The organism is Roseateles sp. P5_E8 (assembly GCF_054177665.1).
On the sequence record NZ_JBGCUM010000009.1, the window covers coordinates 80,334 to 105,670 of the forward strand.

At 69.5% G+C, this 25,337-nt stretch carries 24 protein-coding genes; 16 read left to right on the plus strand and 8 right to left on the minus strand.

What is annotated here, in order from left to right:
* Positions 1–250 precede the first annotated feature (250 nt).
* On the minus strand, positions 251–1,654 hold the full coding sequence (locus tag ACXRVZ_RS07675; RefSeq protein WP_458232282.1) for an aminotransferase-like domain-containing protein: 1,404 nt from the start codon (positions 1,652–1,654) through the stop codon (positions 251–253).
* A 292-nt stretch (positions 1,655–1,946) separates the two neighbouring features.
* On the opposite strand from ACXRVZ_RS07675, the gene ACXRVZ_RS07680 reads away from it, so the two are divergent.
* The 8 genes from ACXRVZ_RS07680 to ACXRVZ_RS07715 are packed head-to-tail and all read left to right on the plus strand — an operon-like array spanning position 1,947 to position 8,943.
* Entirely contained in the window at positions 1,947–2,429 is a 483-nt protein-coding gene (locus ACXRVZ_RS07680) for an MSMEG_0572/Sll0783 family nitrogen starvation response protein (protein WP_457421852.1), read from the plus strand.
* Positions 2,429–3,418, plus strand: a complete 990-nt coding sequence (locus ACXRVZ_RS07685; RefSeq protein ID WP_457421854.1) for a Nit6803 family nitrilase — start codon at positions 2,429–2,431, stop codon at positions 3,416–3,418. Before ACXRVZ_RS07680 ends, ACXRVZ_RS07685 begins: the two co-directional genes overlap by 1 nt.
* 34 nt (positions 3,419–3,452) lie before the next feature.
* A complete protein-coding gene (locus tag ACXRVZ_RS07690; RefSeq protein ID WP_457421916.1) occupies positions 3,453–4,535 on the plus strand; it encodes an MSMEG_0568 family radical SAM protein in 1,083 nt (360 codons plus the stop codon).
* A 14-nt stretch (positions 4,536–4,549) separates the two neighbouring features.
* The gene (locus tag ACXRVZ_RS07695) at positions 4,550–5,116 is read left to right on the plus strand and encodes an MSMEG_0567/Sll0786 family nitrogen starvation N-acetyltransferase (protein WP_457421856.1); all 567 of its coding nucleotides are present in this window, start codon (positions 4,550–4,552) and stop codon (positions 5,114–5,116) included.
* 4 nt (positions 5,117–5,120) lie between these two features.
* Complete coding sequence (locus ACXRVZ_RS07700) at positions 5,121–6,140, plus strand: sll0787 family AIR synthase-like protein (protein ID WP_457421858.1); 1,020 nt, start codon at positions 5,121–5,123, stop codon at positions 6,138–6,140.
* Positions 6,137–7,333 (plus strand): MSMEG_0565 family glycosyltransferase, encoded by a 1,197-nt coding sequence (locus tag ACXRVZ_RS07705; protein ID WP_457421860.1) that lies wholly within the window; start codon positions 6,137–6,139, stop codon positions 7,331–7,333. Before ACXRVZ_RS07700 ends, ACXRVZ_RS07705 begins: the two co-directional genes overlap by 4 nt.
* Before the next feature lie 10 nt (positions 7,334–7,343).
* Entirely contained in the window at positions 7,344–7,634 is a 291-nt protein-coding gene (locus ACXRVZ_RS07710; RefSeq protein WP_458232283.1) for an MSMEG_0570 family nitrogen starvation response protein, read from the plus strand.
* Positions 7,635–7,656: 22 nt separating this feature from the next.
* Positions 7,657–8,943: an MSMEG_0569 family flavin-dependent oxidoreductase gene (locus ACXRVZ_RS07715; RefSeq protein WP_457421864.1), complete on the plus strand. Its 1,287-nt coding sequence runs from the start codon at positions 7,657–7,659 to the stop codon at positions 8,941–8,943.
* 6 nt (positions 8,944–8,949) lie between these two features.
* On the opposite strand, the gene ACXRVZ_RS07720 is transcribed toward ACXRVZ_RS07715, so the two are convergent.
* Positions 8,950–9,423 (minus strand): hypothetical protein, encoded by a 474-nt coding sequence (locus ACXRVZ_RS07720; protein WP_457421866.1) that lies wholly within the window; start codon positions 9,421–9,423, stop codon positions 8,950–8,952.
* 84 nt (positions 9,424–9,507) lie between these two features.
* On the minus strand, positions 9,508–9,966 hold the full coding sequence (locus tag ACXRVZ_RS07725) for a VOC family protein (RefSeq protein ID WP_457421868.1): 459 nt from the start codon (positions 9,964–9,966) through the stop codon (positions 9,508–9,510).
* Positions 9,967–10,030: 64 nt separating this feature from the next.
* On the opposite strand from ACXRVZ_RS07725, the gene ACXRVZ_RS07730 reads away from it, so the two are divergent.
* From ACXRVZ_RS07730 to ACXRVZ_RS07745, 4 genes are all read left to right on the plus strand, one after another.
* Entirely contained in the window at positions 10,031–10,486 is a 456-nt protein-coding gene (locus ACXRVZ_RS07730; protein WP_457421870.1) for a YciI family protein, read from the plus strand.
* Between the two features lie 55 nt (positions 10,487–10,541).
* Positions 10,542–12,374, plus strand: a complete 1,833-nt coding sequence (locus ACXRVZ_RS07735; RefSeq protein ID WP_457421872.1) for a hypothetical protein — start codon at positions 10,542–10,544, stop codon at positions 12,372–12,374.
* Positions 12,375–12,439: 65 nt separating this feature from the next.
* Positions 12,440–14,152, plus strand: a complete 1,713-nt coding sequence (locus tag ACXRVZ_RS07740) for an Hsp70 family protein (RefSeq protein ID WP_457421874.1) — start codon at positions 12,440–12,442, stop codon at positions 14,150–14,152.
* A 5-nt stretch (positions 14,153–14,157) separates the two neighbouring features.
* Positions 14,158–15,807: a hypothetical protein gene (locus ACXRVZ_RS07745; protein ID WP_457421876.1), complete on the plus strand. Its 1,650-nt coding sequence runs from the start codon at positions 14,158–14,160 to the stop codon at positions 15,805–15,807.
* Here ACXRVZ_RS07745 and ACXRVZ_RS07750 read toward each other — a convergent pair.
* From ACXRVZ_RS07750 to ACXRVZ_RS07770, 5 genes are all read right to left on the minus strand, one after another.
* Entirely contained in the window at positions 15,794–17,011 is a 1,218-nt protein-coding gene (locus ACXRVZ_RS07750) for a 6-phosphofructokinase (RefSeq protein ID WP_457421878.1), read from the minus strand. The two genes, ACXRVZ_RS07745 and ACXRVZ_RS07750, sit on opposite strands and share 14 nt — an antisense overlap.
* A 67-nt stretch (positions 17,012–17,078) precedes the next feature.
* Positions 17,079–19,295 (minus strand): putative bifunctional diguanylate cyclase/phosphodiesterase, encoded by a 2,217-nt coding sequence (locus ACXRVZ_RS07755; RefSeq protein WP_457421880.1) that lies wholly within the window; start codon positions 19,293–19,295, stop codon positions 17,079–17,081.
* 115 nt (positions 19,296–19,410) lie between these two features.
* Positions 19,411–21,711: a YgiQ family radical SAM protein gene (locus tag ACXRVZ_RS07760; protein ID WP_457421882.1), complete on the minus strand. Its 2,301-nt coding sequence runs from the start codon at positions 21,709–21,711 to the stop codon at positions 19,411–19,413.
* A gap of 87 nt (positions 21,712–21,798) precedes the next feature.
* Positions 21,799–22,005, minus strand: a complete 207-nt coding sequence (locus tag ACXRVZ_RS07765; protein ID WP_056875433.1) for a cold-shock protein — start codon at positions 22,003–22,005, stop codon at positions 21,799–21,801.
* 137 nt (positions 22,006–22,142) lie between these two features.
* Positions 22,143–22,367 (minus strand): (2Fe-2S)-binding protein, encoded by a 225-nt coding sequence (locus ACXRVZ_RS07770; protein WP_457421884.1) that lies wholly within the window; start codon positions 22,365–22,367, stop codon positions 22,143–22,145.
* A 107-nt stretch (positions 22,368–22,474) separates the two neighbouring features.
* Between ACXRVZ_RS07770 and bfr the strand changes: the two genes are divergently transcribed.
* The 4 genes from bfr (at position 22,475) to ACXRVZ_RS07790 (ending at position 25,268) form a co-directional block, all read left to right on the plus strand.
* A complete protein-coding gene (gene bfr, locus ACXRVZ_RS07775; RefSeq protein ID WP_457421886.1) occupies positions 22,475–22,951 on the plus strand; it encodes a bacterioferritin in 477 nt (158 codons plus the stop codon).
* 107 nt (positions 22,952–23,058) lie between these two features.
* Positions 23,059–23,655 carry an RNA polymerase sigma factor gene (locus tag ACXRVZ_RS07780; RefSeq protein WP_457421888.1) on the plus strand — a complete coding sequence of 199 codons (597 nt, stop codon included), beginning with the start codon at positions 23,059–23,061 and terminating at the stop codon, positions 23,653–23,655.
* Entirely contained in the window at positions 23,652–24,137 is a 486-nt protein-coding gene (locus tag ACXRVZ_RS07785; protein WP_458232284.1) for a hypothetical protein, read from the plus strand. Before ACXRVZ_RS07780 ends, ACXRVZ_RS07785 begins: the two co-directional genes overlap by 4 nt.
* Before the next feature lie 18 nt (positions 24,138–24,155).
* Positions 24,156–25,268, plus strand: coding sequence for a hypothetical protein (locus ACXRVZ_RS07790; RefSeq protein WP_457421892.1), 1,113 nt, complete (start codon positions 24,156–24,158; stop codon positions 25,266–25,268).
* Positions 25,269–25,337 lie beyond the last annotated feature (69 nt).

Sequence of the window (25,337 nt, forward strand, 5' to 3'; positions counted from 1 at the left end):
AGCTTGACTCCTATAGGGGAGCCAACATCGTACCGGCGCGCTGACGTGAACCCCCGGCGAATGCGCGCCATTCAGCCCCGCATCTCCCACAACACATTGACGATGCACCAGCGGCCCGCCACCCGGGCCAGGTGCCGATAGTCGATCCAAACCTCGCTCGGCAACGACCTGCATGCTGGCCGTGCGGCGCGAGAGCGCCGAGGATGCTCACGGCGTCGCACTTGCCCGCCTCGGGCTTCCGTCGCGTGCCTCAGGTCGCCCTTCGTTCGCCCAACGCCCCCACCACCGCCTGCAGCGCCCGCCCGCAGTCGTCGCGGTTGAGCCCGCCACCCAGGCACAGGCGCAGGCCTTCGGGCGGTTGCCGGTCGGTGGAGAAGGCACTGGCGGCCACGGCGGCAATGCCCAGCTCGCGCAGTGCGTTTGCCATCGCACTGGCAGAGGACTCCGGGCCGACGGCCTCCGGCAGCGGCAGCCAGCCATGGAAGCCGTTGGGTTGGGTGCGCACGCCGAACGCGCCCAGGCGCTCGCGCATCAGTGCGCTGCGCCAGCCGCACTCCGTCCGCACGGCCGCCAGCACCTGGGCGGCGTGCCCCTGCTCCAGCCAGCGCGAGACGATGGCGTTGATGAATGGGGACGCCATCACGGTCGTCGCCCGCAGCGCGCCGGACAGGCGCTGATGCGCCGCCACCGTCGGCGACAACACATAGGCGACGCGCACGCCCGCGCCCAGCCACTTGGACAGGCCGCTGACGTAGTAGGTGACGGCGCCGGCAAAGTCGGCCAGCGCGGGCGGCGTGGCGGCGGGCAGCATGCCGTAGGCGTCGTCTTCGATGATGGGCACGCTGTAACGCAGCGCGATGTCGGCGATCTGCTCGCGGCGCTGGATGGGCAGCGTCGCGGTGGTGGGGTTGTGCAGGTTGGGGCACAGGTAGAGCGCGCCCACCGGCGTGCTCTTGCAGGCGGCTTCGAACTCCTCGGGGATGAGGCCGTGCTCGTCCATCGCCAACGGCAGCAGTTGCGTGCCCAGCTGCGCTGCAATCGCCTTCATGCCGGGGTAGGCCAGGCTCTCCACGCACAGGCTCTGCCCTGGCTTGACGAGCAGGGACACGAGGGCCAGCAGCACCGCGTGGATGCCCGGCGCGATCAGCACGCGCTCGACGGCCGCGTCGGGCACCCACTGCGCCAGCCAATGGGCGGCCAGCTCGCGCTCATGTGCGGTGCCGCCGAAGTCCTGGTAGCGCATCAAGTCGTGCAGCGGCGTCTGGGCCACGGCCTCGGCGCCGCTGAGCTGCAGCGCCTGCATGGCGGGGTGATCCTCGATCTCGGGCGGCATGTTCATCGTCATCTCGGCGCCGGTGCCGGCGCGCAGCGGCAGGCCGATGAAGGAGCCGCGCACATACGAGCCCATGCCGGGGCGTGAGGCGATCAGCCCGCGCTCGCGCGCCTGCGCAAAGCCGCGCACGACGGTGGTGTAGTTCAGCTGCAGCGTGCTTGCCAGCGCGCGCAGCGGCGGCAGGCGTTCGCGCGGCACCAGCCGGCCCTGCTGCAGGTCTTCGGCAATCAGCTCGGGGATGAGCTGGTACGCAGGCAGCCCGCTGTTGCGGATGCGGGCGATCCAGTGCGTGAAGGGCATGGCCCAGTGTGCCTGTCGCACGGCCTGATTTGATGGGTTTGCCCCGTTGCAGCGGGGCATCCGAGGTGCGGCCCGGCCATTGATCGGGTGCATTGATTGCATGGCCCCGCCGCGTTGCGGTGCGCGCCGCCGGCAGCAGCGGCAGAGCGGCCGCCAGCCGGCCCGAGCGTGACGCCCGCACGACGCCCGTTTGATCGCATGTTGATCGCCCGCCCACCGCGCCACGTGGCATGTGATTCGCAATGAAGAGCTTGTCCGGCGCCCCAGGCACCACCAGGCACCGGGCTCCACCGCAACCCCAAGAGGACTCTCCATGCCCAAGGTCACCCATCCCGCCGCCCAGAAGGGCGATTTCCTGGTCGACTACGAAGAGAAGGTGTTCGAGGACGTCAAGGCCGAGCCCGGCGAGAAGGCGCTGGTGACCTTCCACACCGTGGCCTTCGAAGGCTCCATCGGCTTCGTCAACCTGCTGCAGGCCACGCGCCTGCAACGCAAGGGCTTCGACACCTCCATCCTGCTCTACGGCCCCGGCGTCACGCTGGGCGTGAAGCGCGGCTTCCCCAAGCTGGGCGATGCGGCCTTCCCCGGCCACCAGAACTTCAACGAGCAGATCACCAAGTTCATCGCCGAGGGCGGCAAGGTCTACGCCTGCCGCTTCGCGCTGCAGGCGCTGTACGGCCACGGCGAAGGCGCGCTGATCGAAGGCATACGCCCGATCAACCCGCTGGACGTGCTGGACGTGGTGCTGCTGCACAAGAAGGCCGGCGCGGTCATCATCGATACCTGGACGCTGTGATGCCGGCGCCGAAGACGGTCAGGGCTGCGGCGGCCCAGATCTCCCCTGATCTGGACAGCGCCGACGGCTCGCTCGCTCGCGTGCTGGAGACCGTGCGCGGGGCTTCCCGCAAGGGCGTGGAGCTGATCGTCTTCCCCGAGACGCTGCTGCCCTACTACCCTTATTTCTCCTTCGTGCAGCCGCCGGTGCAGCAAGGCCCGGCCCACCTGCTGCTGATGGAGCGCGCGCCGACCGTGCCGGGGCCGATGACCGACGCCGTCTCGGCCGCCGCCCGCGAGGCCGGCATGGTCATCGTGCTGGGCGTCAACGAGCGCGACCACGGCAGCCTCTACAACACGCAGCTCATCTTCGACGCCGACGGCCGCCTGCTGCTCAAGCGCCGCAAGATCACGCCGACGTACCACGAGCGCATGGTGTGGGGCCAGGGCGATGGCGCCGGCCTGACGACGGTGGCCACGCGCGTGGGCCGCGTCGGCGCGCTGGCCTGCTGGGAGCACTACAACCCGCTGGCCCGCTACGCGCTGATGGCGCAGCACGAAGAGATCCACTGCGCGCAGTTCCCCGGCTCGCTGGTCGGCCAGATCTTTGCGGACCAGATGGGCGTGACCATCCGCCACCACGCGCTGGAGGCGGGCTGCTTCGTCGTCAACGCGACCGGCTGGCTGCGCGAAGAGCAGGTGCGGGCCATCACCCCTGACGAGAAGCTGCAGGGCGCGCTGCGCGGGGGTTGCCACACGGCCATCGTGTCGCCCGAGGGCAAATACCTAGCGGAGCCGCTGACCGAAGGCGAAGGCCTTGTCATCGCCGACCTGGACATGGCGCTGATCGCCAAGCGCAAGCGAATGATGGATTCGGTCGGCCACTACGCGCGGCCCGAGCTGCTGAGCCTCGTGATCCGGCGCGACGCCAACAGCACCACCCAGCCCTGGCCAGGCGCCGCCTCGCAAGAAGCCACCCTCCCCTTGCCCGAAGGAGTTCCCCATGACTGAAGCCCTGGCGCTGCCCGACGCCTCGCGCGCCTTGATGACCGAGCTGCAGTCGCAAGGCCTGCGGCTGCTGGACCCCGGCGCGGGCGCCGCCAGCCGCCGAGGCGGCGCAGGCCCGTCGGACCACAAGGCCGTGACGGTCGACGGCGTGACGCTGATGGTGCCGGTGCACACCCACACCGCCTTCAGTTCGCCCTTTGTCGCCGATGCGCCGGGGCCCGATGGCCGCAGCGTGCTGCGTCGGGGCAGCATCCCGATTGCCAGCGTCAGCTTCCCGCGCCAGCCGCGCTTCTATGCGCGCAGCACGGCGGACGGCATCGCCTACTCGCAGATCGCCACGCTGCACGGCGCCGACGTGCTCGCCACGACGGTGCTGCAGACCTGCATCCGCTACGAGAGCCGGCGCAAGGCCTGCAAGTTCTGCGCAATCGGGCAGTCACTCGCGGCGGGCCGCACGATTGCGCACAAGACACCGGCGCAGCTGGCCGAGGTCGCTCAGGCCGCCGTCGAGCTGGACGACGTGAAGCACATGGTGATGACGACCGGCACGCCGCCCACGCCGGACCGGGGCGCCAAGGTGCTGTGCGACAGCGCCGAGGCCATCCGCGCCGCCGTCGACCTGCCGCTGCAGGCGCAGTGCGAGCCGCCCGACACCGATGCATGGTTCCGGCGCATGCGGGACGCCGGCATCGACACGCTGGGCATGCACCTGGAAGTGATTGGCGACGACCTGCGCCGCCAGATCCTGCCCGGCAAGGCCGAAGTGCCGATGGCGCGCTACTGGGACGCGTTTGGCGCGGCGGTCGACGTGTTCGGCCGGGGCCAGGTCAGCACCTATCTGCTGGCCGGCCTGGGCGACAGCGCCGAGCTGCTGCTGGCCACCAGCGAGCGGCTGCTGGCGCTCGGCGTCTATCCCTTCGTCGTGCCCTTCGTGCCGATCAGCGGCACGCCGCTGGAAGACCGCCCGGCGCCCACCGCCGAGTTCATGCGCAGCGTGCTGGAGCCCCTCGGCCGGCTGGTGGCCGACGCGGGCCTGCGCGCCGGCGACATCAAGGCCGGCTGCGGGCGTTGCGCCGCCTGCTCGACGCTGTCGCGCTACGAGACACCGCTGGCGGCTTAAACCAGGAGAACACCATGCAGCTCCACGCCCTCCACCACCAGCCCTGGTGCGACCTCGACCGGTCGTACACGCCGCAGGAGTTCCGCATCCAGTGGGCCAGCGACCCGTGGATGGCGCGCGAGGCGCTGGCGCTGCGCCGGCAGGTGTTTTGCGACGAGCAGGGCCTCTTTGCGCGCGACGATGCGGACGCCATCGACCGCGAGCCGAGCACGCGCTCGCTTGTCGCCGTCACCTGCCTGGCCGGCGAGGCCGACGAGGTGGTCGGCACGGTGCGCATCCACCAGGCCGCGCCCGGCGTCTGGTGGGGCTCGCGCCTGGCGGTGCGGGCCGACTGGCGCCAGCACAAGCGCCTCGGCACCAGCCTGATCCGCCTGGCCGTCACCAGTGCACATGCGCTCGGCTGCGAGGAGTTCCTCGCCCACGTGCAGGGGCAGAACGTGCCACTGTTCGAGCGGCTGCACTGGCAATCGCTGGAAACGGTTGAGCTGCATGGCAAGCCGCATGCGCTGATGCGCGCGTCGCTGGCCCACTACCCGCCCTGCACGACGCCGTACGCCGGCTTCGTGCTGACGCAGGGCTGATGCGATGACCCACCTGGCCCAGCTCACGGACGCGCTGCGCAGCAGCCGCGGCTTCCGCCACAAGCGCGACATCGCGGCCGTGCTGCCTCAGCTCAGTGGCGTCGCCGGCATCACCAGCGTGCCCAACGGCGACGACTGCGCCGTGCTGCCCGACCCCACCGGCGACGGTCACCTGCTGCTCGCCATCGAAGGCCTGATGCAGGACTTCGTCACCGCCACACCCTGGTTCGCCGGCTACAGCGGCGTGATGGTCAACCTCAGCGACATCGCCGCCATGGGCGGCCGGCCCGTGGCCGTGGTGGACGCGCTGTGGGCTGGCGATGCCGACGTGGCGCAGCAACTGCTGGCCGGCATGCGCAGCGCCTGCGAGCGCTACGGCGTGCCGCTGGTGGGCGGCCACAGCAACCTGCGCGCGGGTGCGGGCCAGCTGGCCGTGGCCGTGCTGGGCCGGGCACGGCGGCTCATCAGCAGCTTTGCCGCGCGCCCCGGCGACCGCATCCTGATGGCCGTCGACCTGCGCGGGCAGTGGCAGGACGGCCAGCCGTTCTGGAACGCATCGACGGCTGCACCGCCCGAGCGCCTGCGCGCCGACCTGGCGCTGCTGCCGCAGCTCGCCGAAGCGGGCCTGTGCGACGCCGGCAAGGACATCAGCATGGCCGGCGTGCTGGGCACGCTGCTGATGCTGCTCGAATGCTCGGGCGTGGGCGCGCAGGTGGACCTGGCGCGGCTGCCGCTGCCGCCCGGCACACCCGGCTGGCGCGAGGCCGGCGCCTTGGCCGAGCACCTGCGCTGGCTCAGCGCCTTCCCGAGCTACGGCTATCTGCTGAGCGTGCGCGAGCCGCAGGCCGCCGCAGTACACGACGTGTTCGAGTCGCGCGGCATTGCCTGTGCCGACATCGGCACCGTGCAACCCGGCAGCCGGCTCACGCTGCAGCTCGGCGACGCACGAACGACCTTGTGGGACCTGGCCGCCGAGGCCTTCATCGGCGCAGCACCTGCCGTGGCACAGAGGCCAGCCGCATGAACATCGCCCTGCTCACCCACTCCGTGCGCCCACGCGGCGGCGTCATCCACACGCTGGAGCTGGCCGGTGCGCTGCAGCGGCGTGGCCACCATGTGACGGTGATCGCGGCGGCGGAGCGCGGCGAGTCGCTCTTCCGCACAACAACCTTCCCCGTCCACGTGATCCGCCTGCCGGTGCTGGGCGGCGACCTCGTCCAGCAGGTGAGCCAGCGCATCGCCGCGCTGGTGCAGGCCTTGCCGGCGCTGCTGCAGGCCGGCCGCTTCGACCTGCTGCACGCGCAGGACAGCCTGAGCGGCAATGCGTTGGCGCTGCTGCGCGCCCAGGGCCTGCCGCTGCCGCGCTGGCTGCGCACCGTGCATCACCTCGATGTCTTCGCGCAGGACACGCTCAACCAATGGCAGGAGTTCGCCTGGCGTTCGGCCGACGGCGTGGCCTGCGTCAGCGACTGCTGGTGCGAGCACTTCCGCGACCGCCTGGGCGTGACGGCGGAGCGCGTGTTCAACGGCGTCGATCTCAGCCGCTACCGCATCGCCACCGATGCCGGTGATGCGCAACGCCTGAGCGAGTTGGGGCTCGACGAAGCCGGCGGGCCGGTCTGCCTGCTGGTAGGCGGCGTCGAAGCGCGCAAGAACACGGTGCGCCTGCTGCAGGCCTTCGCCCGGCTGCGCGCCGACGACCCGGCCTGGGCTGAGGCGAGATTGGTCATCGCCGGCGGCGCCAGCATGCTGGATCACAGCGCCGCGCGGCGGGCGTGGAAGCAGGCACTCACCGAGCTGGACCTGGCCGAGGGACCGGGCCAGCCCGTGCTGCGCACCGGCCCGCTTGCCGACGAAATACTGCCCGCGCTGATGCGCCGCGCCGACTTGCTGGCCATGCCATCGCTGGTCGAAGGCTTCGGCCTCGTCGCGCTGGAAGCGCTGGCCTGCGGCACGCCGGTGCTGGTGTCGGAGCGCCCGCCGTTCACCGAGCATTTGCGCGGCACGCCGGGCGTCGCCTGGTGCGCCCCTGAAGACATAGCTTCCATCGCCGCCGGCCTGCAGGCCGCCGCGCAGATGCCGCGGCTCACGGCCCCGCCGCCGGTGAGCGTCGACCACTCGTGGGAGCGCAGCGCCGCAGTGCACGAGGCCTGGTACCAGCGCACGCTGCGCGCCTCGCCCGATCTGCAGGCCCGGCCCCTTTCCCTTTGCCTCTGAGATCCACGCCATGCCCGCCATGCACTACCGCCTTCGCTGGCCCGACGCCAGCGAGACCCTCTGCTACTCGCCCTCGCTTGTCATGCATGACTACCTGCGCCCCGGCGACGACTACCCGCTTGCCGAGCTGCTGAGCCGCGTGCGCGAGGCCACCCGCATCGCCAACGAGCGGGTGCAGGCCAAGTTCGGCTTCACCTGCTCGCGTGCCGGCGACCAGTTGCTGCAGACCGAGGCACACGCCGCTGCATTCGCCACCGACGCTGAGGCGCGCGTGCGCGTGGTCTCGTTCGAGCCCGCCTGAACCCCCTCCCAAGGAGCACCCCATGAAGAACCTGATTCACCACGAAGTCGTCATCGTAGGCGGCGGACAGGCCGGCCTGTCCGTCAGCCACGGGCTGAAGGCCCGGGGCGTGGAACACGTCGTGTTCGAGAAGCACCGCGCCATGCACGTCTGGCAGACCCAGCGCTGGGACAACTTCTGCCTGGTGACGCCCAACTGGCAGTGCCAGCTGCCGGGTCACCACTACGCCGGCCCCGACCCACATGGCTTCATGAAGAAGGCCGAGATCCTGCAATACCTCGACGCCTTCCGCGCCCATGTGAACCCGCCGCTGCGCGAGGGCGTGGCGGTGGAGCTGGTGAAGCCGCTGGCCGAAGGTGGTTTCCTGGTGCGCACCAGCGACGGCGAGTGCACGGCCGGCCAGGTCGTCGTGGCCTCCGGGGGCTACCACGAGCCCATCGTGCCGCGTCTGGCCGAAAGGCTGCCGCCGGAGATCACGCAAATCCATTCGGCGCAGTACCGCAATGCCGCGCAGCTGCCGCCCGGCAAGGTGCTGGTGGTGGGCTCCGGCCAGAGCGGCGCGCAGATCGCCGAGGACCTGCACCTCGCCGGCCGCGAGGTGGTGCTGGCGGTGGGCGACGCACCGCGCTGCGCCCGCTTTTACCGGGGCCGCGACGTGGTCGACTGGCTGGCCGACATGGGCTACTACGAGATGCCCGTGGGCCAGCACCCGCTGCGCGAGGGCGTGCGCGACAACACCAACCACTATGTGACCGGCCGCGACGGCGGGCGCGACATCGACCTGCGGCGCTTCGCCGCCGAAGGCATGGCGCTCTACGGCCAGCTCACCGGCCTGGACGACGACCGCGACACGCTGCGCTTCGCGACCGGCCTGCGCAACTCGCTGGACCAGGCCGACCGCACCTACAACGGCATCAATGCGTCCATCGACCGCTACATCGCGGCCAATGGCGTGGATGCCCCGCCGGGCGGCGCGTACGAGCCGGTGTGGCAACCGGCCGAGGAGCGTGACAGCCTGTCCCTGCGCGACGCCGGCATCACCAGCATCGTCTGGTGCATAGGCTTCACGCCGGACTTCCGCTGGCTGGACGCGCCCGTCTTCAACGGCCGGGGGCAGCCTATCCAGCAGCGCGGCGTGACCGCCGTGCCGGGCCTGTACTTCATCGGCCTGCCCTGGCTGCACACCTGGGGCTCGGGCCGGTTCTCTGGCGTCGCACGCGATGCCGAATTCCTCGTGCAGCGGGCCGTGCTGCGCAGGGAGGCGGCCACCGGCGCCCCGGCGCAGCGGGCGGAACTGGCCGCCGCTTGATCGTCATCAAACAGCCGCTTCCGCCACGCGCTCGCGGAACAGCAGCGCCCGCTCGGCGCTGGCCGCGGCCTCGATGCATGCTGCGGCCTCGGCCAGCCATTCGAGGAAGCGCGACTCGCTGTCCACCTCACGGGCACTGGCGCGCAGCTCGGCGTCGCGGCCGGCCAGCATGCGGCCGGCCAGGTCCAGCGCGAACATCTTGGCGCGCATCAGGCGGCGCAGCTCGGCGGCGGGGTCGGCAGCGGGCGGCAGCGCTTCGCGCAGGGCGGTGACCAAGCCTTCGTGCCGCAGCGTCTGCAACGCCTGCGCGTCCAGGCCCAGCGAGCGCGCAATGGCCAGCAGCTCGTCTTCGCCACGCCGGCCGTCCACGCTGATGAGCAACATGCGCAGCGGCACGGGCAGGCTGCCGCGCGGGCCGGCCAGCAATCGGCGAGCGGCATCGGTCTTGGCAGGAGCGGCGGGCGGGGGACATGCGCACATCAGGGCCAGCGCATTTGCAGGCGCTATGACAGGGCCGTGACATCCCGGTGAGACCGCGCCGGCCGGGCGGCTTTCAGTCGCCGTTCAGGCCTTGGCCGGCGGGTTGCGCAGGCGCTGACTGAACCACCACAGGTGCCCGTCCGGGTCCACGCAGCCGTAGCTGCGGTCGGTCCAGTAGTCGGCGCCGTAGTCGTTGTCGGTCAGCTCATAGCTCACGCGGGCGCCGGCCGCGCGGGCCTGGGCGCAGTGGGCGTCGACATCGTCCACGTAGAGAAACAGGCTCTGCGTGTTGACGCCACCAGCCGCCGTGGGCGCGCGGCTGGGCACGCCGAAGCGCACTTCGCGCGCCGCGCTGCCCTCGGCCACCATGACGATGGCCTCGCCATAGCGCATCTCGCTGTGCATGACGCTGCCGTCCGGCGCGTCGACGACGATCTCGACCGTGAAGCCGAAAGCCTGGCCGTACCAGGCAATGGCCTCGCGGGCGTTCTCGCAGTACACGGCCGACGACAGGCGCGGCCAGCCGGGTGGGGTGGGTTTCATCGCGGTCTCCGAGGAGCTGGGGTGCGGTTCAATCCTCGCACCCAGTCACCGGCGCCGCCACACCATGAAACTGATCGCCTGCCTGCTGACGCTGCTCTGCGCCCTGCCCGCAGCCCATGCGCAGGACGCCCCCGCCGCTTACGACGCCGCCAAGGCCCAGGCCTGGGGTGCCAACGAGCAGGGCCTGCGCCCTTACGTCTTCGTGCTGCTGAAGACCGGCCCCAACCGCATGCCCGACGGCCCGGCGCGCAATGAGATGTTCCAGGGCCACTTCGCCAACATGACGCGCCTGGCCAAGGAGGGCCTGCTTGTCTATGCCGGCCCGCTGGACGGCAAGGAAGGCCTGCGCGGCCTGTTCATCTTCGCCACCGCCGACCTGGAGGCCGCCCGCAAGGCCGTGGACACCGACCCGGTCATCGTCAACGGCGAGATGGTGGCCGAGCTGCACAAGCACTTCGGCTCGGCGGCGCTGCTGGCGGTCAACGAGTGGCACCCGAAGCTGATCAAGCCCAAGCCCTGAGCCGCGCCTGCCACGCGGCTCCGTTACGCTCGCGGCCCTCTGGGGAGGGAAAACAATGCGACGGACGGTTGCGGCGCTAGGCTGCGCAACGACTTTGGGGCTGGTGGCGTGCGGCGGCGGTGGTGGAAGCAGCGGCAATGGTGACGTGCCGGGCGGAACGCCCGAGTTGCGCATTGCAGCGATCGCGGACGACACCGGCCGCGTGCCCAGCGGCGTCGTGCAGACGCGCCGTGTGGAGGTTCGCAATGTCGGCAACGCCCGCGCGCTGGCCGTCATGGTCTCGGCCAGCACGGACGCACAGGCCCTGCAACTGCCGCTGAGCTGCGAATCCGCCGGCTGTACCCAGCGCAGCGACGGCGGCGTGGAAATTGCCGAGATCCCGGCCGGCAGCACGGTGCTGCTGCGCCAGCCGCTTCGGGTCAAGCCCGGCCATCGCGGTGCAGTGGTGACCGAATGGCAGGCGAGCGGCGGTGGTAGCGCCCGGTGGCGGCAGGAGTTGACGGCCTACATCGCCGACCTGGCCGTGACGGTCGGCGAACCGACGGGCACCGCGCCAACGCGCAACTACGAGGTCACGCTGGCCAACGCGGGGCCGGACGAGGCGGCCGACGCGAGCTGGACGCTGCTCACGCCGACGGGTCAGACCTGGCGCGTCACCGGTTGCGCGGCCAGCACCGGGGCGAATTGCCCGGCCACGCTGGGCGAGACGATGAAGCTGGCCCGCCTGCCCGCCGGCGGCAGCGTCAGGCTGCAGGTGCAGATGCAGGAGTCGGCCGATTCCCGCGTGAACGGCCTCGCCAGCCGGGCCGACGCGGCCGGCGACCCGGACCCGCGCAATAACGAGGCCAGGAGCGGCATGGCCGCCGCGTATCTCCTCTTCATGACCGACCTGGAAGGCCGCCACTACCGGTTGAACCTGGGCCTTGGCCCGGGGCAACCGCTGCGTGCCATCGCGGCGGATGTGGACTACCGCGCCGGCTTCTGGGTCGACGTGACGGGCGCCGGCTTCCTGGGCGATATGGGCAGCGTGAACCCAGCTTGGAGCCGTGGCCTGCTGAGCTTCCAGGGGCCGGTGCGCGTGTTCGGCCTCGACATCGGCGGCATGCGCAAGCCCCATGTGGCGCCGCGCGACCTGGTCACGCAGTTGAGCGAGCTGGAGGGCTTCAGCTTCACCGTGTTGGGCTCGCGGGCCGACGCCAACGGCAAGGCGCTGGATGCCTACGCCGGCTCGGCGCGCTTCCAGGACGGCGTACTGCTGCTCTGCCTGCCGGATACCCCGACGCCGTTTTCGCAATGCCCGGCCGCGCGCCTGAGCCGCTTCGAGGCAGCCATGGCGGGCAGCGAAGTCGAGCTGGTGTCGCGCGACCGGGTGATGCGGCTGCGGGCGGCGCGCAGTGCCGACGGGCCGATCCTGATTTCCTCGTCGCGGGACGCCACGGCCGGCACGAGCGAGTTCTGGATGGGCTTGCCCGTCGCCGCCGCGGCCTACCTCTTCTCCAACGACGGCGTGGTGACCGAAGCCACCTTCGAAAGTGCCAGCGGCCGATCCGCCGCCGTGATGGCCAGCATCGGCCGCAACACTGACGACCAACCGGACATCACGGGCGCGACGAGGGGTGTGCCCAACAGCTATCTCCTCTACCAGTTCGCGATCGGCCCGCTGGACATCTGCAACCTCAGCGGCGTCATGTCGGCCAGCGGCCAGCCGGGCCTGTACCGGGGAAGCTTGCGTGGCGACGTGGCGAGCGCGACCAGCAACGGCATGACCGTAAGCGGGCGAGCCTGCTTTGCCGGCGCCGTCCATCATGCGCAGACGTCCAACGTCGCCGTCTTCGTCGGCGCACCTGGCAGCACGTTGATGGGTCGCTGGCTGATCACGGCCCGCTAGGTCCGTGCTGCAGCCGCGCCACGAGCGGCTAAGCTGCCGCCCGTTCTCAAGGGAGGCTTCTCAACATGATCCTGGGCATCGACCTGGGCACCACGCACAGCGCAGCGGCGGTGTTTCGCGACGGCGCGCCCGTCCTCATTCCCAACGCCCACGGCGACTATCTGACGCCGTCCGCCGTCAGCTTGGACGAGCAAGGCCACACCCTCGTCGGCCTGGCCGCGCGCGAGCGTGCCGGCCTGCATGCCCAGTCCACCGCGCTGGCCTTCAAGCGCTGGATGGGCAGTGACAAGGCGCTGACGCTGCGCACGGGCAAGCACGAGAAAACCTTGCGCGCCGAGGAGCTGTCGGCCCTGGTGCTGCAGACGCTGAAGGCTGATGCCGAGGCCTTCCTGGGTGAGGCCATCACCGAGGCCGTCATCACCGTGCCGGCCTACTTCAACGAGGCGCAGCGCCGCGCCACGCGCACGGCGGGCGAGATCGCCGGGCTCAAGGTCGAGCGCCTGCTCAACGAGCCCACTGCGGCCGGCCTGGCCTATGGCCTGCAGGAGCGGCCGGAGCACAGCAGCTTCCTGATCTTCGACCTGGGCGGCGGCACCTTCGACGTGTCGGTGCTGGAATATTTCGACGGCGTGGTGGAGGTGCGCGCCAGCGCGGGCGACACGCGTCTGGGCGGCGAGGACTTCAGCCGTGTCATCGCGCAGCTATTCGCCAGGCAGTGCGAGGCTCTGAGCGCCGAAGAGCGCCAGGCCTGGTTCGAGGGCGAGACCTGGTGGCGCCTGGCCGAGCAGGCCAAGCGCGACCTGGGCGAGCGCGACAGCGCCGAGGTCAGCACCGTCTGGCGCGAGCGCACGCTGACCGCGACGCTGAGCCGCGCCGACTTCGAGACCGCCTCGCAGGAACTGCTACAGCGCCTGCGCCGCCCCATCGAACGCGCGCTGGCCGATGCCCAGCTCGACCCCGCCGGCCTCGCCGAAGTCGTGCTGGTGGGCGGCGCCACACGCATGCCCATGGTGCAAAAGCTCGTCACGCGCCTGTTCCAGCGCCTGCCGCTGCGCAAGCTCGACCCCGACCTGGCCATCGTCATGGGTGCGGCCGTGCAGGCCGGCCTGAAGGCGCGCGACGCGGCGCTGGACGATGTCGTGCTGACCGACGTGATGCCCTACTCGCTGGGCATCATTGCGGCCAGCCAGGTGAACGGCCACTTCGTCACCGATCGCTTCTCGCCCATCATCGAGCGCAACACGCCGGTGCCGGTCTCGCGCGTGGAGCGCTATCACACGGTGGCCGACCAGCAGCGCCAGATCCTCATCGACGTGCGCCAGGGCGAGTCGCCCGTGGGCTCCGAGAACCTGGGCCTGGGCAAGCTGGCAATCCCGCTGCAACCGGTGCCGGCCGGCGAGGCGGGCGTGGAGGTGCGCTTCACCTACGACGCCAACGGACTGCTCGAAGTCGAGGCCCATGAGACGCCCAGCGGCAAGCGCCACGAACTCATCATCGAGAGCCAGGGCGCGCGCCTGTCGCCCGCCGAACTCGCCGCCACGCGCGAACGCCTGCAGGCGCTGAAGCGCCATCCACGCGACGAACAGGACAACCGCTACCAGATCGAGCGCGCCAAGCGCCTGTTCGAGGACCGCCTGGGTAACGACCGCGTCATGCTGCAGGACTGGCTGGCCGGCTTCGAGGCCGCGCTGCAGACCCAGAACTCGCGCACCATCCGCACCGCACGCCAGCAATTCAAGGAAGCGCTGGACAGCATCGATACCTCGTTCCGGTTCTGAGCGCCATGTGGGAACAGGACTGGGCCCTGCTGGGCATTGAACCGACGACCGAGTTGGGCGCGATCAAGAAGGCCTACGCGCTGAAGTTGCGCGTCACGCGGCCGGATGATGATGCAGAGGCTTATCAGGCGCTGCGCGGGGCCTACGAGCGAGCGCAGCAGTGGGTGAAGTTGCAAGAGGCCCAGCCCGCCGAAGCGGCCAGCACAGAGCTTGTCGCGCCTGAGGCAGCGCTTGCGGCCGAAGTCGTTGACGCGGCGGACGACGAGCAGCCGCCGACACCCGACTCGGCCGAGCACGCCGTCAGGCGCTTGCACGCGTTGTGGCGCCAGCAGGGCACGCCCGCGCTGCTGGCTGAGTGGCCCGCTGTGCACTCGATGCTGGACGCCCAGCCGCTGGCGGAGCGGGCCGAATGGTCAGAGTATTTCGCACACTGGGTCGTGGAGCAGGATGACCTGCCCGACACCTTCGTCGACGCGCTCAACGGCTATTTCGACTGGCAACAGGACTTCCGCGCGGAGCGCCAGATCGGTAAGAAGCTCGCCGAAGCCGTCCGGCAGGCGCTGCGTGATCGCCAGTCACGACAGCGTGCGCAAGACATCCAGCGGGCGGTGCGTGATCGGCACCCGCCACCCGAGCCACCCAGGCCGCCTGAACCGCCAAGCGAGGCGTTGAAGGAGCAGGTCAGGCCATTGCGCGAGCTTGACGAACTGCGCTTCGGCGGCGCGCAGGCGCTGTGGCTCGCGCTGCTGCTGCGGCCCAAGCTGGCGCGGCTCCTGTACAGCCTCGATCAACGCACGCTGGAGCAATGCGGCATCGACCCGCTCATGCGAAGCTCCCTGGACCGGCAACTGGCAAGGGCCAGGCTGTTGCGCGCCGGAGTGCTGAGTGGGTTGGTGCTCGTACTGTTCCTGCTGAAGCCAGACGAAGCGGACACGGCAACGGTACGCATGATCATGTGGTGCATGGGAGTAATCAGCTGGCTCAGCGTCAGCCACCTCCTTGGAGCAGTCATGCACCAAGGGCTGTCTCCGGAGGTTCCCGACGGGCCTGCGCAGCGATGGCGGCGGCATCCACGGCAACCGGCCGCAGGCCTGGGGTTGATCGCCGTTGCCGCGGCAGTGGCCGCATGCGGCCAATACTGGGACCTCACAACCCTGGCGTTGCCAATCCCCGCTCACACGGCTGGGTTGCTGCAGACGTTGTTGGACGCGGCGCCGTGGATCGTGCTCTGGGTGGGCACGACGCTGGCCTGGCCACTACATCCGATCGTCAGCCCCGCCTGTGTCGGCTTGCTCGTGCCGGTGGCCGGACTGCTGTTTGGATGTGCATCTCCGGTCGCCCCATGGGCCAGCGTGATGGCAATCGCGCTGCTTTACGTGCTGTTGGGCGCGGCACGTTTCGAGGGCAGGTTGGGCGGCAACATCGTGCTCGACAACGTCTGCCGCCCGATCACGCACACGCTGATGATGGCCATGCGTTGGGGCTGGGTCTTCGCACTGCTGCCTAGCCTTCTGACGCTTGCCTATCTACTCTCCTCGCGGCCGCCCCCGTCGGTGCCCAGCCTCATGCTGGCCTGCGTGCTGCTGACGCTGGCGCTGCAGCAGTTGCAGCACCGCATCGAGCCCTGGGCACTGGAGAGACTCAGCCGCGCTTGAGCACCTTGGCCACCGGATTCGGCCTCAACCTGAACGCATCCGGCATCCCCGAGCCCAGCAGCGGGCGCAGGTAGAGGCGGAAGGCGTCGGTCACGTCGGTGCCGCTCTCGGTGATGAAGTGGTCTTCCATCGTGCGCGTCTTGCCGGCCACGGCGGTCAGCGGCAGCAGTTCGTAGTCGACCGAGTAATAGCCCACGCGCTTGATGGCGACGGATCCGTCACGATCGCCGTGGAAGGCGTATTGCACGGCCTTCTCGCCGACCTCGCGGGCCTCGCGTTGGTCCACATCGGACACGCAGCCGAGGAAGCTGCGTTGCAGATAGCCGAAGGTGTCGCCACGCACGCGCTTGATGCCCAGCTTGGTCTTGATTTCCTCGCACAGCAGGTCGGCCAGCGCGCCGGTGCCGCTGAGTTGCACGTTGCCATGCGCGTCGCGCTCCAGGTCGCCCGCGAGCTTGGACAGCATGGGCGTGCCCGACGCGTCGTGGATGCCCTCGCTGACGGCGATGACGCAGCGGCCGTAGCGCTCGTAGGTGGCCTTCACGTCGCGCAGGAAGTGCTCAGTGTCGAAGTGGCGCTCGGGCAGGTAGATGAGGTGGGGGCCGTCGTCGTCGAACTTCTTGCCGAGGGCTGCGGCGGCGGTCAGGAAGCCGGCGTGCCGACCCATGACGACGCCGACGTAGATGCCGGGCAGGGACGCGTTGTCGAGGTTGGCGCCGGCAAAGGCCTGGGCCACGAAGCGCGCGGCGGAGGCATAGCCGGGCGTGTGGTCGTTGCCCACCAGGTCGTTGTCGATCGTCTTGGGGATGTGCACGCAGCGCAGCGGGTAGCCGCCGGCCTGGGCCTCTTCCGAGACGATGCGCACGGTGTCGGACGAATCGTTGCCGCCGATGTAGAAGAAGTGCGTGATGCCATGCGCCTTCAGCACCGTGAAGATCTCGTGGCAGTAGGCGGCGTCGGGCTTGTCGCGCGTGGAGCCCAGCGCCGAGGACGGCGTGTTGGCCACCAGCTCCAGGTTGTGGCTGGTCTCCTGCGTGAGGTCGACGAAGTCCTCGGTGACGATGCCGCGCACGCCGTGGCGCGCACCGTAGACCTTGCCCACACCGGCCTGCCGCCGCGCTTCGAGCACGACGCCGACGAGGCTCTGGTTGATGACGGCGGTGGGGCCGCCACCTTGGGCGACGAGGATCTTGGCGAGACTCATGAACGCTCCTGGCTTGTCGAGAGGACGGCGGAGTTTAGGACCCCGCCGCTCGGACGCAATCAGGGGTTCAGCGAACCATCCAGGCTTCGAGTTGATCCGCCGGCATCGGTCGCGCGAACAGCCAGCCCTGGCCTTCGTGGCAGCCCAGGCCGATGAGGTATTGGCGCTGCTCCTCGGTCTCTATGCCTTCGGCGATCACGGTCAGGCCCAGGCCGCGGCCGAGGTTGATGACCATCTGCGCGATGGTGGAGCCGGCAGTGGAGGACTGCGCTTCCTGCACGAAGGCGCGGTCGATCTTGAGGCGGTCCACCTGCAGCTGGCGCAACTGGCTGAGCGACGAAAAGCCGGTGCCGAAGTCGTCGATGGCGACGCTGAAGCCGAGCTGCTTGATGTCGGCCAGCACGCGCAGCACGAGGTCGGCGTCCTCCATGGCCATGGACTCGGTGATCTCGAGTTCCATGTGCTCGCCCTCGACACCTGCGTCCTTCAAGGCGCGGGCCAGCGTGTCGAGAAAGCCCGGGTGGCGGAACTGCGCCATCGAGATGTTGACGGCCATGCGGAAGTCGTTGTGGCCCAAGGCACGCATCTTGGCGAGCTGCTGGCAGGCCGTGCGCACGACGAACTCGCCGATGGGAATGATGAGACCGCTCTGCTCGGCCAGCGGGATGAACTGGTCGGGCGGGATGAAGCGGCCGTCCGTCGTGCGCCAGCGCAGCAGCGCCTCGGCGCCGATGATGCGGCTGGTTTCCAGCTCGACCTGCGGCTGATAGACGACGAAGAGCTGGCTCTCCTCGAAGCCGGTGCGCAGGCCCTTGAGCAGCTTGAAGCGCTCGCGCGCGTCGCTGCCCATCGCCGCCGAGAAATATTGGGATGAGCCGCGCTGCTGCTGCTTGGCGCGCTTGAGCGCGATCTGAGCATCGAGTAGCAGCTCGGAGCCGACGGCCTTGGATTCGCCCAGCCGCACGAGGCCGGTGGTGGCCGAGAGCTGCAGGCGCTCCCCGGCCACCATGAAGGGCTCGGCGAAGACGTCCTGCACGGTCTCCGGGCAGACCTTGGCATGCTCGCCGAGGACCCCGAAGGTGTCGGCGCCGACGCGCGCCATGGCCGTGTTGCGGCCCAGCACCTCGCTCAGGCGGTGCACCACGGCTTGCAGCACCTGGTCGCCGAAGTGGTGGCCGAAGGCGTCGTTGATGTCGGCGAAGTCGTCGATGTCGATCAGCGCCAGGGTGACGCCGGCCGGGTCCTTCAGGTTCTTGTCGAGCAGCTCGACGAAGCGGTTGCGGTTGGGCAGGCGCAGCAACGGGTCGTTGTAGGCCTGGTCCAGCAGCTGGCTGTACAGCACGACGTTCTCGAAGCCGACGGCGATGTTGGAGCAGAAGGCGCGCAGCAGCTGCTGATCCAGTTCGTCCAGCTCGCGGCCGACATCCACCAGCGCGGCCATCGCACGGCCCTCGCCCATGCCGAAGTACAGGCAGGTGCCGTCGTCGTAGACGTTGCGCTCTTCCTGCAGGCAGCGCTCCAGGCGCTGGCGCACGTTGGGGATCTTGACCTGGGCCAGCGGCCGGTCGATGAGGCCGCTGTACTGGCCGGCTGCCGCCACGATACGGACCTCGTCGCCCGTCTCGCCGCCGACCTGCGCGCAGACCAGGCCTTCGGGGAGCATGCCCAGCAACGCGCAGAGCTGGGTCACGACACCCTCGGCAAAGCGGCTCAGGCCACGCATGCGCGACAGCGACGCACTGCTCTCGACGATCATCTCCAGCCCGCGGCGGTTGGCCTCCAGCGCGCAGATCTGGCGGTAGGAGCGCACGGCGGCAGTCAGCACCGTGTAGAGGCGCGTGCGGGTCAGCTCGGACTTGGTCTTGTAGTCGTTGATGTCATAGGCCTGCACCGTCTCGATCTCGGGCGCATAGCCGGGCTGGCCGGTGCGCAGCACGATGCGCACGGCCTTCAGGTCCAGCTCCTCGCGGATGTGTCGCACGAGCTGCAGGCCGGCGTCCTCGGTCTCCATGACGACGTCGAGCAGCACGACGGCGAGGTCTTCCTCGCTGGCGAGCAGTTGCCGCGCCTGGGCGGCGGACGAGGCGTGCAGAAAGATGAGGGGCTGGTCCTCGACGGTCAGGCCCTGCATGGCCAGTTCAGTGGCCTTGTGGACGTCGCCGTCGTCGTCGACGATGAGGATGCGCCAGGGCCGATCTTGCGGGCGGTGCTCGCCTTCTACAGGCTCGGGCTCGTCGAGCAGTTCGAGCAGATCGTCGTCAACGGCGGACGTGGTTTCTTGCATGGGGGCGAGGACTCCGGCGGCCGCAGCAGCAGCTTCGTCGATCAGGACACGCAAGCGTAGTGCATCCGTGGAACCGTTGCCACGAAAAGCGCGGGCATATGCCCGGCAGTTCGGCTCAACGTTTACCGGGTTTGCCCGGACGCGATGCGGGCGCGCGGGCCGCGCCTGTCACGCGCGGCGGCAGGCCGGTGTGCTGGGTCAAGAGCTGGCCCTTGCGCGGCGTGACCGGCTTTGCGGCAGGTTGCGCAACAGGCTTGGCGGTCGTGGAGTTCTTGCGCCGGGCGCTGTCGTAACTCCCGTCGGTCAACGGCTGATAGCTCGGGATCAGGTGGTGCTTGCCGTTGCCGATCAGATCGGCGCGGCCCATGGCCTTGAGCGCCTCGCGCAGCAGCGGCCAGTGGTTGGCATCGTGGTAGCGCAGGAAGGCCTTGTGCAGCCGGCGGCGGCGCTCGCCACGCACGATGTCGACCTTCTCGCCGCGTGTCTCGTCACGACTGATGCCCTTGAGCGGGTTGAGCCCGGAGTGGTACATCGCCGTGGCCGTGGCCATCGGGCTGGGGTAGAAGGTCTGCACCTGGTCGGCGCGGAAGCCGTTCTTCTTCAGCCACACGGCCAAGTTCATCATGTCTTCGTCGCTGGTGCCGGGGTGGGCGGCGATGAAGTACGGGATCAGGTACTGCTTCTTGCCGGCGGCGGCGCTCGCGGCCTCGAACATCTGCTTGAAGCGGTCGTAGCTGCCGATGCCCGGCTTCATCATCTTGGACAGCGGCCCGCCCTCGGTGTGCTCGGGCGCGATCTTCAGGTAGCCGCCGACGTGGTGCGTGACGAGTTCCTTCACGTACTCGGGCGACTGCACGGCGAGGTCGTAGCGCAGGCCTGAGCTGATCAGGATCTTCTTCACGCCCCGCAAGGCCCGCGCGCGGCGGTACATCTTGATGAGCGGGTCGTGGCTGGTGTTGAGGTTGGAGCAGATGCCCGGATAAACGCAGCTGGGCTTGCGGCAGGCCGCCTCGATCTCGGGGCTCTTGCAGCCGATGCGGTACATGTTGGCCGTCGGGCCGCCGAGGTCCGACACGATGCCGGTGAAGCCCTTGACCTTGTCGCGCATCTCCTCGATCTCGCGGATCACGGAGTCTTCCGAGCGGCTTTGGATGATGCGCCCCTCGTGCTCGGTGATGGAGCAGAAGGTGCAGCCGCCGAAGCAGCCACGCATGATGTTCACGCTGAAGCGGATCATTTCCCAGGCCGGGATCTTGGTCGCGCCGTCGTGGCTGCCGGCTTCGTCCGCATAGCTCGGATGCGGGCTGCGCGCATAGGGCAGGTCGAAGACGTGATCCATCTCCGGCGTCGTCAGCGGAATGGGCGGCGGGTTGATCCACAGATCGCGTTCGCCGTGGCGCTGCACCAGCGCACGGGCGTTGCCGGGGTTGGTCTCCAGATGCAGCACGCGGTTGGCGTGGGCGTAGAGCACCGGGTCGCTCTTGACCTGCTCGTAGGCCGGCAGGCGCACGACGGTGTGCTCGCGCGGCGGCAGCGCAAGCCGGCCGGTTTTCTTGCTCAGATGCAGCTGGATGGGCTTCGAGCCGTCGGCGGCCGGCGGCGTGGCGCAGGAGGCGCCCTTGTCGGCAGCCGTTTCTTCCACCGTCTGGTAAGGGCTGATCAGCTCATCGATGCGGCCCGGGCGGTCCACCTCGGTCGAGTCCAGCTCGAACCAGCCTTCGGCCGTCGGGTCGTCGGTACGGCGCATGAAGGCGGTGCCGCGCACGTCGGTCAGGCTTTCAATCGGCTCGCGGCGTGCCAGGCGGTGGGCGATCTCGATGATGGCGCGCTCGGCGTTGCCGTAGACGAGCAGGTCAGCCTTGGCATCGACCAGCACGGAGCGGCGGACCTTGTCCTGCCAGTAGTCGTAATGGGCGATGCGGCGCAGCGAGGCCTCGATGCCGCCGATGACGACGGGCACATCCTTGAAGGCTTCCTGGCAGCGCTGCGTGTAGACCAGCGTGGCGCGGTCGGGGCGCTTGCCGCCGCCGCCGCCGGGCGTATAGGCGTCGTCGCTGCGGATTTTTCGATCAGCCGTGTAACGGTTGATCATCGAATCCATGTTGCCGGCCGCGACGCCGAAGAACAGGTTGGGCTTGCCCAGCGCCTTGAAGGGCTCGGCCGATTGCCAGTCCGGCTGGGCAATGATGCCGACGCGGAAGCCCTGGGCCTCCAGCGTGCGGCCGATGACGGCCATGCCGAAGCTGGCGTGGTCGACGTAGGCGTCGCCGGTGACGATGATGATGTCGCAGGAATCCCAGCCGAGCTGCTCCATCTCCGCCCGGGTCATGGGCAGAAACGGCGCGGGGCCGAAACGCTTGGCCCAGAACGGGCGGTAAGCGGTCAGCGCCTTGGGCGGTTGGGGCAGTGCGGACATAAGACGTGGATTGTCGGTGGACAGGCCCAGAAAGCACAAAGCCCGCGCTAAGCGCGGGCTTCACTCAACGGCCGAAGCCGTGAGGGATTACAGCGAACGGATGTTCGAAGCTTGCAGACCCTTGGGGCCTTGCTTGACTTCGAATTCAACCTGGGCGCCTTCGGCCAGGGTGCGGAAGCCGCCGTTGTTCTTGATTTCGCTGTGGTGGGCGAACAGGTCCTTGCTGCCGTCGGCCGGCGTGATGAAGCCGAAGCCCTTGCCGTCATCAAACCATTTGACGGTGCCGGTTTGCATGGTGCTCATGAGATTTCCTTGGTGTCGTTACTGAATTCGCCCGCAGCCCGAGCGGCTGCGGCAAAACACAACACTCAAGATCAGACGCAACGGGCGCCCGGTGGCAAATGCCGACCGAAGCCAAAGATTGTACTGGGTCAGGCGGCAAAGTGGGGGCGGATCGCAATTGCGACGCCACGACCGCGCGGCGAACTGCTGTCGACGCGGCTTTCCTCGAACACCGCGCAGGCGCATTCACGGCAGGCGCCGCAGGCCGTAGCCACGCGCAGGTCGTCCTGCAAGGCCTCGAAATTCGGGCAGCCGCTGGAGGCGGCAATCGCGATGTCGCGATCAGAGACTCGGTGGCAGACACAGACAATCATGGGCACGAAGTCTAATGCGAATCGGTCTCATTTGCAGAAAGAGCGGTTTTGACTAAGGGCTTTCTGTCGGGATACTGCGGCCCAATGTCACGAATTCGGAGCACTCCATGAAAGGCGACCCCCAAGTCATCGCCCACCTCAACGCCCAGCTCAAGCTGGAGCTGACGGCCATCAACCAGTATTTCCTGCATGCCCGCATGCTGAAGAACTGGGGCCTGCTGAAGATGGCCAAGCACGAGTACGACGAGTCCATCGAGGAGATGAAGCACGCCGACAAGCTCATCGAGCGCGTGCTGACGCTGGACGGCCTGCCCAACCTGCAAGACCTCGGCAAGCTCTACATCGGTGAGAACGCCGTCGAGACGATGGAGTGCGACCTGAAGATCGAGAAGGCCGGCTATGCCCATCTGAAGGACGCCATCGCCTACTGCGAGAGCGTGCGCGACTATGTCTCCCGCGAGCTGTTCGTGCAGATCCTGGACGACACCGAGGAACACATTGACTACCTCGAAACCCAGCTGGAGCTGGTGACGACCGTGGGCGTGCAGAACTATCTCCAAAGCCAGATGGGCGATCCCAGCTAAGCCATCCGGAAGTCACGGCGGGTTAGTCCGGAGTAACAAGACCGGACTCCCGCGCTCAATAGGGGCATGCAAGTTCTGCAGGCCCCTTTTTTATGCAGCCGCCCGTCATGAGCTGGCTGACCCGGCTCGGCTTCGTTGCGCCGGCAGGAGCGCAGGCGGACGACGGCGTGCTGCTGGCGCGCTTGGCGGCGGGTGACGCCGATGCACTGGCCCTGCTCTATCGGCGCGAGAGCGGTTCGGTCTACCGCTACGCGCTGGCGCTGGCCGGTGACGAAGCCGCCGCGCTGGACGCGGTGCAGGAGGCCTTCGCCCAGTTGCTGCGCGGCCCCCAGGGCTACCAGGCCGGCCGTGGCTCGCTGGGCGCCTACCTGGCCGGCATGGCCCGCCACCAGTTGCTGAGCCAGTGGCGCGACGCCCGCCGTCATGTGCCGCTGGACGATTCGCTGGCTGACGACGAGCACGCCGAACCCACACCCTCAAGTGACGCCCGCCTTGCCCAGGCCCAGCAGCAGGACAGCCTCTGGGCCGGCATCCGCCGCCTGAGCTGGCCGCAGCGCGAGGCCCTCGTCCTCGTCGACCTGCAGGAACACAGCTACGACGCCGCCGCAAACATCGCCGGCATCAGCGTCGACGTGCTGCGCACCCGCCTGCACCGCGCACGCCAGCGCCTGGCCGAACTGCTGGCCGTGGGAGAACGCTCATGAACCCCGACGACACCCCCGCCTGGCTGCGGCCGGCCCGCGCCGAGTTCGCGCGACTGCGGCCCGACGCCGAGCAGGACACCGGCTTGCTGGCACGGTTGACTCAACAACTGCAGGCGCGCCACGCGGTCGACGCGAATGAGCCGCGCTGGCTGCGCCGCCTGGCCTGGGGCAGCGGCGCGCTGGGCGCCACGGCCGCCGTGCTGCTGAGCGCCGTGCTGCTGCTGGATCCGCCCGACAACCGCGCCKCCTCGGTTGTCGCAGCCGGCAGCGGCTTCATCCCCCTGGTGCCCGAGCGCGAGTTCCGCGCCGCGCTCGCCGCCGGGCGCAGCGCCGCTGTCTGGTTGCAGCCCGCCGAGCTGCCGCGCGAGCGCCTGGCGCTGCTGGGCCTGCCCTTTGACGCCGCACGCGCCGACGAGCCGGTGCGCGCCGAGCTGATGTTGAACCCGCTCGGCCAGGTGCTGGCCGTGCGCATCCTGAACTGACCCGCTGGAGACCCGACCATGAAGAAGCCCCTGACAAGCCTGACCCTGTGCGCCCTCGCCGCCTGCGCCGTCGCGCAGGACACCGATGGGCTGCGGCTCAACATCGAACGCGAAGTGGCACTGGCACTGGCCGACCTGCCGGTGCAACTGGCGCTGGGCGACCAGGCCCTGAGCTTCGCCGGCCGGGAGCTGGAGGCGGAGCGCGTCGTCAAGGGCGCGCCCTATTGCGCGACCGCCGTGCATGAGAACGTGCAGGCCCTGGCCGACGGCAACCGCATCGTGCGCAGGCAGCAAAGCCAGCTCTGCCGCGACGGCGAAGGGCGCACGCGGCGCGAGGTGCAGCGCGAGGGCGGGCCCAAGGTCGTCTACCTGAACGACCCGGTGGCCAAGGAAAGCTGGGTCATCCACCCCGAGCAGAAGCGCGTGCAGCGGCTGCGCGGCAGCACTGTGTCGTTCCGCGGTGGCGACGACGCCGCGCACGCAGCCTGGCAGGCCTCGATGCAGGACTGGGGCGAGCGCATGAAGGAGCAGGCCGGGCGCTGGCGGGAATGGGGCGCCCGCGTGGCCGAGCGGGCCCGCAGCGTGGACGCCGAGCGCGTGCGCATCCGCGCGGCGGGAGGCGAACCGGGCATCGTCATCGAGCAGGAACTCATCGCGCCGCCGGCGCCATCAGCGCCAGGCGCCAGCGGCCTCGAGCGCCGCCGCGAACTGCGCGTCCTGCGCGCCAGCGAAATGCCCGCGCCGCCCGCCTTGCCGGCGCTGCCAGCGCCCATGGCCATCCCCGTGCCGCCCATGCCACCGCTGCTGCTGAACGGCCCGCTGCTGCCGCGCGAAGGCGGCACCACGACGGCGCTGGCGCCCAAGGAGATCGACGGCGTCAAGGTCAACGGCGAGCGCACGACCTGGACCATCGCCGCCGGCAAGATCGGCAACGAGAAGCCCATCGTCATCAGCCGCGAGGTGTGGCGCAGCCCGGAGCTGATGCTGACCGTGTCCAGCCGCGACGCCGACCCGCGCCAGGGCGAGCAGAACTACCGGCTGGAAAAGATCAAGCGCGGCGAGCCCGACCCGGCGCTGATGAAGCCGCCAGCGGATTACACAAGCGCCCCTCGCCCAGTCGCGCGCCGCTGAACGCGGGCGCGCCTGGTCGGTCCCCCGAGGGGACGGCGATGCACGCGGCATTGAGCCTCGTGCACATCG